Genomic DNA, 13235 nt, shown 5'->3' on the forward strand with positions numbered 1-13235 from the left:
TAGACTGGTGCTTTCCGCCCGAACGCCAGACCGAGGACGACAGCGCCTTCATGCTTTGCCACATACCCGCGGCCCGACGCGGGCGTCTCATATGGCTCATCCCTTTCCTCTGGACCCTGGCGTTCGGTCTGTGGGGGCTCTCCCGGCAGGACAGCGTGTGGCGGGACGAGGCGGCGACCTGGCAGGTCGCGGGGCGCTCGGCGGGCCAGATCGCGGACATGCTCGGCAACGTGGACGCCGTGCACGGGCTGTACTACCTCCTCATGCACGGCCTCTTCGAGCTCTTCGGGGCGGGAACGACCACCCTGCGGCTGCCCTCGGTGCTGGCCGTTGCGGCCGCCGCGTCCTGCGTGGCGCTGATCGGGCGGCGGCTCGCGGGCTTCTGGGCGGGGCTCGGCGGCGGACTGGCCCTCGGGCTGCTGCCGGCGGTCCAGTTCTACCTCCAGGAGGGCAGGCCGTACGCACTGGTCGCGGCGGGGGCCGCGGTGTCGACGCTGCTGCTGGTGTCGCTCCTGGGCCGCGGCCCAGGACAGCGGGCGTGGCCGCGCTGGACGGCGTACGGGACGGCCGTGCTGGTGTGCGCCCTGCTGAACTGGCTGTCGCTGCTGGTCCTGCCCGCGCACGCGGTGACCCTGTGGTGGGTGCGGGCCGGGCGCGGCGTGTGGCTGCGCTGGACGGCGTACGGCGCGGGCGCGGTGGCGGGGGCGCTGCCGCTGGTCCTGTTCAGCCGGGGCCAGTCCGACCAGGTGTCGTGGATACCGCCGCTGACCTGGCACATGCTGATCGGCCCGGGGATCCTGCTGGCGATCGGCGCCCTCGGCGCGTGGGCGGACCGCCCCGACCGGTCCCGGCTCTCGGCGGCGGCGGTCGGGCTGCCGCTGCTGGCGGTGCCGCAACTCGGGCTGACCGGACTGTCGCTGGTCCAGCCGCTGTTCCTGGACCGGTACGTGCTGTTCAGCATGCTGGGCCTGGCCCTGCTGATCGGCGCCGCCCTGGGGGCGGCCGTACGGGCCTGCGCGCCCCGCTTCCCCCGGGCGTCGGCCCTGCTGGTGCCGGGGGTGATCGGGATCGCGGTGCTGGCGCTGCTGCCGGTGGAGCTGGGCAAGCGGGCCCCGGCGAGCCGGGTGGACGACGTGCTGGCGGTGGCCGGTGAGGTGGCCCGGCTGAAGCAGGACGGGGACGCGGTGCTCTTCGTGCCGGCCGCGCGGCGCGACACCGCGCTGGTCTCCCCCACCGCCTTCGCGGGCCTGGGCGACATAGCGCTCGCCAGGACCCCGGTGGCCTCGGGCACCCTGAAGGGCGAGGAGGCCGACCCTGCCCGGATCCGGGCGGCGATGCTGACCCGGCGGCGGGTGCTCCTGGTGACGGACTCCGCGAAGGTCGCGAAGGCGCCGTCGGCGGAGCGGGACAAGGCGAAGGCGGCCGTCCTGCGGGAGTACTTCACGGTGGTGGAGGACCACCAGCTCCGCGGCCGCCGGGTGACGGTGTACGAGCGCCGCGCCTAGAAGAACCTGACGCCATGGGCGAACCGGACGGCCTGGCGTTTCCTACGGTCCGGAATTCACCGTGGCTCCACAGGATTCACAGGTGATTCATACGGAATACCGGGCTCCGGACAAAGGTCCGGCAGGCAGGGTGGTGCCATGATCCACCGAACGCTCCACCGACCGGCCCGGCGCACCCGTGCGCGGCGGGCGTCCCGGATCCTGCTCGCCCTGGCCGCCATGGCCGCGCTCGTCAGCGTGGACGTGCCCGACGCGGTGGCCGGCGCCCCGCTCGGCGTCACCGCGCAGGCGCTGCCCGACGCCACCGCGGACCGGGTGGGCGCCCTCTTCACGGGCGGGCTCGACGGAGGGCACTTCTGCACCGCGTCCGTGGTGCGGAGCGACGGCCACGACGTCATCGCCACCGCCGCGCACTGCGTGGGCGACCCGGGCTCCACCTTCTTCGCGCCGGGCTACCGGGACGGCAGGGCCCCGTACGGGCTGTGGCGGATCACCGGGGTGCACGTCGCCCCCGGCTGGACGAACGGCCAGGACCCCGACGCGGACATCGCGTTCGCGACGGTGGCCCCGGTGGACGAGGGGCAGCGCCGGTCCGTCGAGGACCTCGTGGGCGGCTTCCCGGTCGCGGCCGAGCAGCCGGACGACGCCACGGTGACGGTCATCGGCTACCCGCGCACCCAGGAGACCCCGCTGCGGTGCGCCAACACCACCGCGCTCCTCTCGGAGACCCAGCGCCGGATCGGCTGTCCGGACCTCACCGGCGGCACCAGCGGCAGCCCGTGGCTGGTGGACGGCGCGCTGGCCGGGGTGCTCGGCGGGTACGAGGGCGGCGGGACCGTGCCGGAGGTCTCCTACAGCGCGGTGATGGGCGACCAGGCCGTCGAGCTGTACCGGGAGGCGGCCGACGCCGGCTGACGGCATACCGGTTGCACGACCCGTGGCAGCGGGCAGTCTGTGGGCATGAGCGCGCCCAGGAACCCGAGGCCTTCCGTGTCCGCGGACGACGTCCGGACCGACCCGCTGGTCCGGCTGTCCCTGGAGGAGCTGCGCGGGCGCACCAGCATGAAGTGGCGCACCCATCCCGCGGACGTGCTCCCGCTGTGGGTGGCCGAGATGGACGTGCCCCTCGCCCCGCCCGTGGCCGAGGCCGTGCACCGGGCCATCGACCGGGGCGACACCGGATATCCCCACGGCACCGCGTACGCCGAGGCCCTGGCGGCGTTCGCCGCCGAGCGCTGGGGCTGGGACGGCCTGCGGATCGACCGCACGACGATCACGCCCGACGTCATGCTGGGCGTCGTCGAGGTGCTGCGCCTGATCACCGCTCCGGGCGACGCGGTGGTGGTCTGCTCCCCCGTGTACCCGCCGTTCTACGCCTTCGTCGCGCACGACGGACGGGAGGTGGTCGAAGCGCCCCTCGGCCCGGACCTGCGCATCGATCCCGGCGCCCTGGAGGACGCGTTCGTCCGTGCCCGGCGCGGCGGCCGGCGGGCGGCCTTCCTGCTGAGCAATCCGCACAACCCGACCGGCGTGGTCCACACGCGCACGGAGCTGGAGGCGGTCGCCGCGCTGGCCCGCCGCCACGGCGTACGGGTGGTCGCCGACGAGATCCACGCCCCGCTGGTGCTGCCCGGAGCCCGGTTCACTCCGTTCCTCGCCGTGCCCGGCGCCGAGGACGGCTTCTCCATCATGTCCGCGTCCAAGGCCTGGAACCTGGCCGGCCTCAAGGCGGCCGTGGCCGTCGCGGGCCCGGAGGCGGCGGGCGACCTCCGCAGGATGCCGGAGGAGGTCGGTCACGGCCCGAGCCACGTGGGGATCCTGGCGCACACGGCGGCGTTCCGGCAGGGCGGGGCCTGGCTCGACGAGCTCCTGGCGGGGCTGGACGCGAACCGCGGCCTGCTGGGCGCCCTCGTCGAGGAGCACCTCCCGGGCATCGGCTACGTCCCGCCCGAGGGCACGTACCTGGCCTGGCTGGACTGCACCCGGCTGGGTCTCCACGACGACGCGCCCCGTGAAGGCCCCGGCGTGGTCGCCGACATCGCGGGACCTGCCAGGATGTTCCTCGACAGGGCCCGGGTCGCCCTCAGCTCCGGCCATGTCTTCGGCTCGGGCGGCGCCGGGTGCGTACGCCTCAACTTCGCGACCTCGCCGGCGATCCTGCGCGAGGCGGTGGCCCGGATGGGACGCGCACTGGCGGAACGGGAGGAAGAGACGGCTTAGCGTCCGGCGGGCACGCGTTCGGCCGCGGGCGCGGAGGGCTGTGCGGGCATCAGGTCCACCGAGGGCCGGGAGGGCGCCGGGGTGCCGGAGCGGATGTCCTGCATGCCGCGGCGCAGGCTGCTGCGCAGTGCGCGCCCCAGCGGGCGTTCGACGAGCCGGTGGATGACCCAGGCGATCGCCAGCATGGCGGCGGTCACGCCGAGGACGAGGGGTACGGGGGCCACCCTGGAACGGAAGTGGTGGATGAGCGTCAGCCCGGCCATCATGTGGATCAGGTAGAGCGGGTACGTGAGCGCCCCCGCGTGCGGCAGCCAGCGCCAGCGGACGCGGTCGAAGGCGCCGAGCGCCATGCCGGCCATCACCAGGAAGCCGAGCAGGATGATCAGGTGCGCGGGCCACTCCGGGACGGCGGCCGCCTCGCTCCTGCCGAGGCTGGAGATCATGCGGGCACGCACGTAGTGCTGCGCGATGAGGAACTGGGCCACGACGACGGCCCACAGGACGGCGTTCGGCCGGAAGCGCCGCATCAGGTGGAACGCGATGCCCGCGATGAAGTACGGGGAGGCGGACGGGACGGCGAAGAAGTTCAGCAGCCCGCTGTCGGCCGTGGGGGCGACCACTCCGGCCAGGGTCCAGACGCCGCAGAAGAGCACGCAGGTGCGGTAGGTCAGACCGCACATGACGACGACCGCGAACAGTACGTAGAACTTCAGCTCGACGAAGAGGGTCCAGTACGCGTCGTCGATGTTCGGGACCTTGAGGCCGCTCTGGACCATCGACAGGTTCACCAGGACGTCGGCGAACTCGCCGCTCTTCCTCACCTCGGGCCAGCCGAGGAGCACGAGTGAGGTGAAGGCCACGGCCGCCCAGTAGGCGGGGAAGAGCCGGGAGACCCGGGACACCGCGAAGTCCCCCACGGTGCGGCCCCAGGCGCTCATGCAGATGACGAAGCCGCTGACGAGGAAGAAGATCTCGACGCCGAGCCAGCCGTAGACGGCGAAGTGGCGTGCGACGGGGAAGACGCGTTCGGTCGGTTCGCCCCAGGCGCTCGCGAGGACCACGTAGTGGTAGAAGAGCACGGCCAGTGCGGCGAGCACCCGGATGCCGTCGAGGACGGCCAGGCGTCCGGCGGGAGCTGCGGCACGCGTCCCGCCGCCCGGTATTCGCTCCGGCTCTGCGGCCGCACTGCGCACACTCATCCCTCGAACGCCCCCTGGAACGTACTGTTGTCCGGATCTTGCGTAAGATCTGCGGAACTCTAGCGCGCTCACAGACGGTCCACAGGACCGGCCGGCGTGACGGATGCCTCACTCACCGTTCGGCCGGACGCCGCCCTCCGTTTCCCCGGCGGGGACGTCGAATTGCCCGGCGGGCATCTCGAACGGCTCGAACCACGTGGGCTCGTCGCGCAGGGCCTGCTCGATCCGGAACAGGGAGAACCGGTCCAGCCGCGGCAGCCCGTCCATCGCGAACCAGGCCACCTCCAGGGACTCGTGGTCGTTGGCCCGGGCCTCACCGCCGGTCGCGCGGCAGCGGAAGGTGATGTCCTGGAACTGGCACACGTCACCGTTCGGATAGGTGATCGGAGCGAGCATCTGCACGAGGACCACGCGCTCCGGGACGCAGTGCACCGCCGTCTCCTCGTGGACCTCGCGCACGGCGGTCTCGGCCGGCTGCTCACCCGGTTCGCAGATGCCCCCGACCACGGACCACCGCCCGTTGTCGGAGCGCCGGCCGAGCAGGACCCTGCCCCGGTCGTCGAACACGATCGCCGTGACGGCGGGCAGCAGGAGCAACCGGTGCCCGGCGGTGGCACGGATCTCGCGGATGAAATCGGGTGTGGTCATCCCCCGACCCTACGAGGCCGGGGGCGCGGCCCGGCGTCAGGCGGCGCGGCGTGCGCGGATCCGGCGCGTCAGCACCAGGCCGAAGCCGCCCGCCGCGAGCAGCAGGAGGGCGTACTCCGGGAGCGGCCCCAGCCGGGTGGCGGGGGTCTGCGTGGAACGCAGCGGGATCTCGGTGACCAGGGCGTCCGCGGTGAACATCTTCGTCTGCTCGACGATCTTCCCGTCGGGGCGGATGACCGCGCTGACCCCGCTGGTGACGGGGACGAGGACGGTACGGCTGTGCTCGACGGCTCGGATCCGGTCCATGGCGAGCTGCTGGTACGTCATCTGGGTGCGGCCGAACGTGGCGTTGTTGCTGGGTACGGCGATCACCTGGGCGCCGTCGCGGACGGTGGAACGCACCGCGTCGTCGAACGCGGCCTCGAAGCAGGTGACCATGCCGACGCCGCTGCCGGCCATGTCGAAGACGCCGGGGTCCTTGCCGGGGCCGAAGTCGCGGCGGACCCGGTCCACGTCCGAGCTGAAGAGCCGGACGAAGGAGCGCATCGGAATGCGCTCGCCGAAGGGCTGGATCTTGCGCTTGTCGTAGGTCTCCGTGGGGCCCTTGACCGGGTCCCAGAGGATCATCGTGTTGCGCAGCGGCCCGGTCTCCGGGGCCACGACGGCGCCGATGGCGACGGGCACGCCGATGGCCTTGACCGCCCGTTCGATGGCGGCGTACGCGTCGGGCTGGGAGTACGGGTCGAGGTCGGAGGAGTTCTCCGGCCAGACGACGAAGTCGGGCTTGGGCGCCCGGCCGGCCGCGACGTCCTCGGCGAGCTCGACGGTGCGGTTGACGTGGTTGTCCAGGACCTGGCGGCGCTGGGCGTTGAAGTCGAGGCCCAGGCGAGGAACGTTGCCCTGGATGACTGCGGCGACGACCTTTCCGTCCTCGGCGGAGTCGGAGACCAGCGGACGGGCCGCGAGTCCGGCGCCGATGGGGGCGGCGACGCTGAGCGCGGCGAGGGCGGCGGTGGCCCGGCCGGGGTGCTCGCGGGCCGCGCGCAGGGCCGCGTACAGGCCGAACCCGCACAGGGCGACGGCGAAGGAGAGCAGTGGGGTGCCGCCGAGGGCGGCGAGCGGGGTGAAGATCCCGTCGGCCTGCCCGAAGGCGAGCTTGCCCCACGGGAAGCCGCCGAAGGGGACCCGCGCGCGCAGGGCCTCACCGGCGACCCAGACGGCCGCGGCGAAGACCGGCCAGGCGGGGAGCCTGCCGACGAGGGCGATGCCGAGGCCGGTGAGGCCGATGAAGAGGGCTTCGACGGCGGCGAGCGCCAGCCACGGCACCGGGCCGACCTCCGAGCCGGTCCACACGAGCAGCGGCAGCATGAAGCCCAGCCCGGCGAGGAAGCCGAGGCCGAAGCCGGCCCGGGCGCGGCGGCCGTGCAGGCAGCCGGCGAGCAGGGCGAGGGCGAGGGGTGCCAGCCACCACAGGGGGCGGGGCGGGAAGCTGAGGTAGAGCAGCACACCGGCGAGGGCCGCGAGCGGGGCGCGCACCAGCCACAGGGCCGTGCGCGGCCCCATCCGGGAGAGGACTCCGCCCCGGACCGCGGGGGTGGCGGCCCCGGCCGGGTCGGCGGGCTTCACGGGCTCGTTCCCGGCCGTGCGGGTAACACTGCTGCTCATCTGGCGGAGTGTACGTCCCCTCGGACAAAGCGCAGGTAAGGACCTATCGGGCGAGGGCCCTCAGGTGGGTGCGGATGACCCGGACGGCGTTCTCGGCGTCGTCCACGGTGACGGTGAACAGCTTCCCGTCGCCGAGTCTCAGCTCCACGCCCTCGCCGCGCCGGACGATGACCGCGGTGCCCTTCTCCGGACGCCAGCGGTAGCCCCAGCCGCCCCACTGCTGCGGGGTGATCCGGGGGACGAACTCGGCCGAGGCCACTTCGCTGAGCCGGATCCTGCGGCGGGGCAGCCCCATGTGGCCGCAGCGCACCTCGAAGACCTCGGCGTCGACGGACACGGCGACGTGCACGAAGGCGAGGGTCCCGAAGAGGATCAGCAGCCCCGCGGCGAGGCAGCCGATCACGGACATGAGCAGGGGTACGTAGCCGGAGGTCCAGGCGTTGTCGACGGCGAGCTCAATGCCGAGCGCGAGGCAGGCCGCACCGGCTGCCGCCAGCAGCCACTGCACGCGGTTGGAAGCCCGTCCCGTCCATCGCGGACCCGGGGTGTGGACCGTCATGTTGTGCAGCGTACTCACGTTCCGCACCGGCGCCACCACCTCTCGCCCACGCGGCGCGCACTGCGCGCCTGCCCGTGCTTGACCTCAAGCAAACTCGAGGTCCTACGGTCCTCGGCATGACCACTCACCAGGCAGTTGAGAACGACGTCCCCGCCCGCTACCGCACCTCCGTGGTGCCGCACATCATGGTGGCCGACGCCGCCGAGGCGATCGACTTCTACGTCCGGGCCTTCGGCGCCGTCGAGGAGTTCCGGCTGGCGGGCCCCGAGGGCGGGGTGCTGCACGCCGAGATCCGGATCGGCGGGGCGGTGATGATGCTCGGCGACACCTCCGAGGGCCCGTTCTCCCCGCCGACGGCCCTGGGCGGGACCTCGGTCGCGCTGCACGTGTTCGTACCGGACGTGGACGCCCTCGCCCGGACCGCGGTGGCGGCCGGAGCGGAACTGGTCCAGGAGCCGGCGGACCAGTTCCACGGCGACCGGACGGCCATCCTGCGGGACCCCTCCGGGCACCTGTGGGTGTTCCTGACCCACCTCGAGGAGGTCTCCCGGGAGGAGCTGGCGCGACGGCTCGGCTAGGCCGCACCTCCTCCGGGCCCGTCGGGGCGTCAGCCCGGCAGCAGGCCCACGAGCGCGTCGCGCAGGGCCGGGCGGCGGGCGCTCACGAAGCGGTGCAGGTTCCGCGAGGCGAAGGCCACGCGCTGCGCGCTGCGGCGCCGCTCGGCGTCGTACGCGCGCAGCGCCCCCGCCAGCCCGGTCCGTCCGTGCCCGGCCACCGCTCGGGTCAGGGCCTCCGCGTCGAGCAGGGCGGTGCAGGCGCCCTGGCCGAGGTTGGGCGTCATGGCGTGGGCGGCGTCGCCGACGAGGGCGACCCGGCCGGCGGCCGTGAAGGCGGGGAGCGCGGGGTACAGGTGGCGCATCTCGTACCGGATCCACGTCGCGGGGTCGGTCTCGGCGAGGACGCGCGGGATGGGGTCGTGCCAGCCGTCGAACGCCTCGCGCAGCGCGTCGGCGGTGGTCGCCTCGGGGACGGTGGCGTACCAGTTGGTGCGGCCGGGCTCGACGGGGGTCATGCCGAAGAAGCGGCCCGCGCCCCAGGTCTCGCCGTACAGGCCCGTCTCGAATCCGGCGATGCCGATCCAGGCGACGGTGCCGATGGCGCGCGGGCCGCTGGTGCGGCCGAAGTGCGTGGTGCGGACGGTGCTGTTGATGCCGTCCGCGCCGACGAGGAGGTCGACGCCGGGCGGCACCTCGGCCGGTTCGGCGAGCGCCTGCCCGTACGCGATCCTCGCGCCGCCGAGCCGGTCGAACTCGGCGACCAGGGCGTCGATCAGGTACGGGCGGGCGATGAGGAGCTCGGGCCTGCCCGCCTTGCGCTCGATCCGTTCGAGCGGGAGCGCGGCGAGCACGGTGCCGTCGGGCCGCCGGATCCGCCCGTCGCGGTACGGGACCGCGCGCGCCCGCAGCGCGTCGCCGAGGCCGAGGCGGTCGAGGGCGGCCTGCGCGCCGGGGTGGATGCCGAAGGCGGTTCCGTAGCGTTCGAGGGCGGGGCGCCGCTCCAGGACGGCGACCTCCCAGCCGGCCCGGCGCAGGCCGATGGCGGTGGCGAGTCCCCCGACTCCGGCGCCGACGACGAGGGCCGTGCCGCGGTTGCCGCTCATGCTGTCTCCCCTCAGCGGGTACGCACGTACCACCACAGCCGTGGTACTACACTTGTGGTACCACGGCTGTGGTTATGCTGACAAGGTGAACCAGGGGAACCAGGACCGAAGGGACCGGCTGCGGGACGCGGCCGTCGCCGTACTGGCCGAGGCGGGCGGGCGCGGGCTCACGCACCGGGCCGTCGACGCCGCCGCCGAGGTGCCGACGGGCACGGCCAAGAACTACTTCCCGACCCGCGACGCACTGCTGCGGGCCGTGGCCGAGCGCTGCCTGGAGCAGTACCTCGCCCTGACCGCGGGACCCCCGCCCGGGGACGCGGAGCAGCTGGCCGCCCTGCTCGCGGGGCTGCTGCGGAACGTGGCGGGGCCCGGCCGGCCGCGGATGGTGGCCTACATGGAGCTCCAGACCGAGGCCACGCGGCGGCCGTGGCTGGCGGCCCTGCTGGACCCGATCGGCGCCTCGGACTTCGCGGCCCACGCCCACCTGCTGCGGGCGGCGGGACTGCCGGCCGGACCGGAGACGGCCCGCGCCCTGACCCTCGCGCTGCACGGCGCGATCCCCCACCTGCTGGCGGGCGCGCCCGGCGCCCTGGCGGCGGCCGGCCTCGACGACCTGGACCGCTTCACCCGTGAACTGCTCGACGCCGTATGCGCCCCGGAGGCACCGTGACCACCCGGCCACCCGACCCCCGGCCCGTCCGGGGTTCGAGGACCGGGTCCGGGCGGAGCCCGGTTCAGGGAAGGGGCGGGGCGGGGGAACGGCTCCGCGCAACGGCATCGTGAGGGCCGTCCCGGCTCAACGGCTCGCGGTGGCCGGTTCGCGCTGAAGCTCCAGGCGCCGGCCGGGGAAGGCCGCGCGCATCCGCCGGTCGTGCGTGACCAGGACCAGGGTCCCGGTGAAGTGGGCCAGCGCCGCCTCCAGTTCCTCCACCACGGCCGGGGCCAGGTGGTTCGTCGGCTCGTCGAGCAGCAGCAGGTCCAGCGGCCGCGCCACCAGCCGGGCCAGCTCGACCTTGCGGCGCTGCCCGGACGAGAGGGCGCGCACCGGCCGGGTCAGGTCCCCGGGGGCGAGCAGCCCGTGGGCGGCGATCCGCTCGGCGGCGTCCTCGCCGAACACCTCGGCCGCCGAGCGGCGTTCGCGCGCCCACGGATCGTCCTGCCGGAGCATCCCCACCCGCGGCGGCGTCCGTACGAGGCCCTGCGCGGGCTCCAGTTCACCTGCCAGCAGGTGCAACAGCGTGGACTTGCCCGCCCCGTTGGGCCCGGTGACCAGAAGCCGCTCCCCCGGGGCCAGGGTCAGCGAGACCGGCCCGAGCCGTCCCGGCACGGCCGCACCGGCCAGCTCCACCGCCCCTGCCGACCCCTCGGTGAACCGGCCGGTGAAGACGAGCGGCCGTGGGGGCGGCAGCACCGGATTGCCGGTCAGCCGCTGCAGGCGTTCACGGGCGGCGCGGATCCGGCTCGCGGCGCCGTGGCCCCGCGACCGGGCGCGGAACGCGCCGGCTCCGCTGAAGCCGCGGGGCATCTTGCGCGGGATCGCGGCGAACCGCCCGATGTTGGTGTCGGCGAGCTTCTCGGCGCTCCGGACCTCCTCGCGCCACTCGTCGTACTCCCGCTGCCGGCGGGCGCGTTCGGCGGCGCGGGCGGTCAGGAACCCCCCGTAGCCGTCGCCGTAACGGCGGACCGTCCGGCTGTCCTGGTCCACCTCCAGCAGGGTGGTCGTGACGCGGTCGAGGAAGAGCCGGTCGTGCGTCACGGCGACGACGGTTCCGCGATGGGCGCGCAGCCGCTCCTCCAGCCAGCCGACCGCCTCGTCGTCGAGGTCGTTGGTCGGTTCGTCGAGGAGCAGGATCTCCGGCTCGGCTGCGAGCACGGCGGCGAGCGCGAGACGGGAGCGCTGGCCGCCGGACAGGGTGCCGAGCCGGCGGTCCGGGTCCAGCCCGGCGCGTTCGCCGAGGTGGCGCAGGGTGGTGGCGACGCGCCGCCCGGCATCGCGGCCGCCGCGCGCCTCGTGGGCGTCGAGGAGCGCGGCGTACGCGGCGAGTTCCTCGGGTCCGGCCCGGTGCAGGACGGATTCCGCGGTCCGGATGCGCCGCTCCAGCTCCCGCAGGTCGGCGAGCGCCAGGTCCACGGCGTCACCGACGCGGGCGGACGGCGGGAGGCCGAGGGTCTGCGCGAGGTGGCCGAGCCCGCCGGGCGCGGTGACCACGACCTCCCCGCGGTCGGGCCGCTCCTGCCCGGCGAGCAGCCGCAGCAGGGTGGATTTCCCGGAGCCGTTGTCGCCGACGACGCCGACCCGCTCGCCGGGCCGGACCGTGACGCCGACGCGGTCCAGGACGACGCGGGTGCCGTAGCTCTTGGTGACCTCGGACAGGGCGATCCGGGTGGAGGCGAGTGGAGCACGCAAGGGCGGTCCCTTTCGGTGGACGACAGGATCGAGACGAACCGTTCCGTCTCGTTATGCGGGCAACAGTAAATGCGGTGGAGGTTTTACGCAAGACGCTCCGTCTCGCCGGCGGAGAGGGCTACCCGACGGGCGCGCCGTGGCCGACGAGCAGCTGCCCTTCGGCGTACGCGAGCGCGGCGGCGGGGAGGTTGCCCTCGCGCCCGCTGCGCAGGACGGTCAGTCCGCCGGTGGGGGGCAGCGCGGGCTCCGGCCCGACCCCGAGACGGCGGAGCGCCTGCACGGCGACGGGCTCGGCGGAGCCGTGGAAGACGTACCCGGCCCCCCGGGTCCGCTCGTCGAGCGAGGCCCGGATCGCGGCCTCGACCAGCTCGTAGTGCGTGCAGCCGAGCACCACGTCGGTGACGTCGGGCGGAGTCAGCGCGGCGGCCGCGGCTACGGCGGCCGCCACGGCGGTGTCGTCGGCCGCCTCGACGGCGTCGGCCAGACCGGGACAGGGCACCTCGGTGACCCGGGCCCCGGTGGCGAAGTCGCGGATCAGCCCGCGCTGGTAGGGGCTGCCGGTGGTGGCGGGGGTGGCCCAGATCGCCACGCGGCCGCCGGCGGCCGCGGCGGGCTTGATCGCAGGTACGGTCCCGATGACCGGGATGCCGGGCTCGAGCTCGGCCCGCACGGCGTCCAGGGCGTGCACGGTGGCGGTGTTGCAGGCCACGATCAGCGCGTCGGGGCGGTGCGCGGCGGCGGCCCGGGCGACGTCGAGCGCCCGCCCGGTGAGGTCGGCCGGCGTCCGAGGCCCCCAGGGCATCCCGTCGGGGTCGGAGGACAGGACGAGATCCGCGTCCGGCCGCAGCCGCCGCATCGCCGCGGCCGCCGCGAGGAGGCCGATTCCGGAGTCCATGAGGGCGATCTTCACCCGGCCACCTTAACCCTGCGGGGCTCACCGGTACGAGGCAGTGCCCCCTGCGCGGCGGCGTCGGTGCGGGGCGCGCTCCAACCCGGCCGGCCCCCTGCCCGCACCCCTGCCGGGGGCCCGGCGGTACAGGGCGGTACCCCTGCGGGGCGGCGGTGCGGGGCGCGCTCCGACCCCGCCGGGGCCCGGCGGTACGGGCGGTGCCCCTGCGTGGCGCTCTGGCCCGGCCGCGTTCCAGCCGCACCCTGTCCGGGCCCGGCGGTACGGGCGGCGCCCCTGCTCAGGGCGGCGGCGCGGGGCCCGCTCCGGCCGCGCCGTACCCCTGCCGGGGGCTCGGCGGTACGAAGCTCGCTCCGGCCGGGCCGGGTGCCCTGTGGCGCGGGATGCCTGCAGGGCCTGCTCCGGCCCGGCCGGGACCTTGTGGTGCGGCCCGTGCAGGGGCTCGGCGGTGTGTGGCTCGCTTCG

General features: G+C 74.7%; 12 protein-coding genes. 5 read left to right on the plus strand and 7 right to left on the minus strand.

Going from position 1 to position 13235, the window contains the following annotated elements:
- The first annotated feature begins 50 nt into the window (after window positions 1-50).
- From ACIGFK_RS28305 to ACIGFK_RS28315, 3 genes are all read left to right on the plus strand, one after another.
- Window positions 51-1505 (plus strand): hypothetical protein, encoded by a 1455-nt coding sequence (locus ACIGFK_RS28305; RefSeq protein WP_386473434.1) that lies wholly within the window; start codon window positions 51-53, stop codon window positions 1503-1505.
- A 138-nt stretch (window positions 1506-1643) separates the two neighbouring features.
- Window positions 1644-2420: a trypsin-like serine peptidase gene (locus ACIGFK_RS28310; RefSeq protein ID WP_400054081.1), complete on the plus strand. Its 777-nt coding sequence runs from the start codon at window positions 1644-1646 to the stop codon at window positions 2418-2420.
- A 45-nt stretch (window positions 2421-2465) separates the two neighbouring features.
- A complete protein-coding gene (locus ACIGFK_RS28315; protein WP_400054083.1) occupies window positions 2466-3725 on the plus strand; it encodes a MalY/PatB family protein in 1260 nt (419 codons plus the stop codon).
- On the opposite strand, the gene ACIGFK_RS28320 is transcribed toward ACIGFK_RS28315, so the two are convergent.
- The 4 genes from ACIGFK_RS28320 to ACIGFK_RS28335 all read right to left on the minus strand — a co-directional run bounded on the left by ACIGFK_RS28320 (window position 3722) and on the right by ACIGFK_RS28335 (window position 7796).
- Window positions 3722-4924, minus strand: a complete 1203-nt coding sequence (locus ACIGFK_RS28320) for an acyltransferase family protein (protein WP_400054085.1) — start codon at window positions 4922-4924, stop codon at window positions 3722-3724. The genes ACIGFK_RS28315 and ACIGFK_RS28320 overlap by 4 nt on opposite strands.
- 108 nt (window positions 4925-5032) lie before the next feature.
- Window positions 5033-5572 carry an NUDIX domain-containing protein gene (locus tag ACIGFK_RS28325; protein ID WP_376660546.1) on the minus strand — a complete coding sequence of 180 codons (540 nt, stop codon included), beginning with the start codon at window positions 5570-5572 and terminating at the stop codon, window positions 5033-5035.
- 36 nt (window positions 5573-5608) lie between these two features.
- Window positions 5609-7237: an apolipoprotein N-acyltransferase gene (lnt, locus tag ACIGFK_RS28330; protein WP_386473424.1), complete on the minus strand. Its 1629-nt coding sequence runs from the start codon at window positions 7235-7237 to the stop codon at window positions 5609-5611.
- Window positions 7238-7280: 43 nt separating this feature from the next.
- On the minus strand, window positions 7281-7796 hold the full coding sequence (locus ACIGFK_RS28335; RefSeq protein WP_376660548.1) for a hypothetical protein: 516 nt from the start codon (window positions 7794-7796) through the stop codon (window positions 7281-7283).
- Between the two features lie 116 nt (window positions 7797-7912).
- On the opposite strand from ACIGFK_RS28335, the gene ACIGFK_RS28340 reads away from it, so the two are divergent.
- On the plus strand, window positions 7913-8374 hold the full coding sequence (locus tag ACIGFK_RS28340) for a VOC family protein (protein ID WP_376660549.1): 462 nt from the start codon (window positions 7913-7915) through the stop codon (window positions 8372-8374).
- A 29-nt stretch (window positions 8375-8403) separates the two neighbouring features.
- Here the strand turns inward: ACIGFK_RS28340 and ACIGFK_RS28345 are convergent, their stop codons facing one another.
- On the minus strand, window positions 8404-9456 hold the full coding sequence (locus ACIGFK_RS28345; protein ID WP_376660550.1) for an FAD-dependent oxidoreductase: 1053 nt from the start codon (window positions 9454-9456) through the stop codon (window positions 8404-8406).
- Between the two features lie 85 nt (window positions 9457-9541).
- Here ACIGFK_RS28345 and ACIGFK_RS28350 point away from each other — a divergent pair, with 85 nt between their 5' ends.
- Window positions 9542-10126 carry a TetR/AcrR family transcriptional regulator gene (locus tag ACIGFK_RS28350; RefSeq protein ID WP_386473429.1) on the plus strand — a complete coding sequence of 195 codons (585 nt, stop codon included), beginning with the start codon at window positions 9542-9544 and terminating at the stop codon, window positions 10124-10126.
- A 126-nt stretch (window positions 10127-10252) separates the two neighbouring features.
- Here ACIGFK_RS28350 and ACIGFK_RS28355 read toward each other — a convergent pair whose 3' ends face one another.
- Both ACIGFK_RS28355 and ACIGFK_RS28360 read right to left on the minus strand, forming a co-directional pair.
- Window positions 10253-11863 carry an ABC-F family ATP-binding cassette domain-containing protein gene (locus tag ACIGFK_RS28355; RefSeq protein WP_400054088.1) on the minus strand — a complete coding sequence of 537 codons (1611 nt, stop codon included), beginning with the start codon at window positions 11861-11863 and terminating at the stop codon, window positions 10253-10255.
- 118 nt (window positions 11864-11981) lie between these two features.
- A complete protein-coding gene (locus tag ACIGFK_RS28360) occupies window positions 11982-12773 on the minus strand; it encodes a glutamate racemase (RefSeq protein WP_376660553.1) in 792 nt (263 codons plus the stop codon).
- Window positions 12774-13235: the final 462 nt, after the last annotated feature.

This window comes from Streptomyces sp. NPDC085524 (genome assembly GCF_044541755.1).
Classification (GTDB): Bacteria; Actinomycetota; Actinomycetes; order Streptomycetales; family Streptomycetaceae; genus Streptomyces.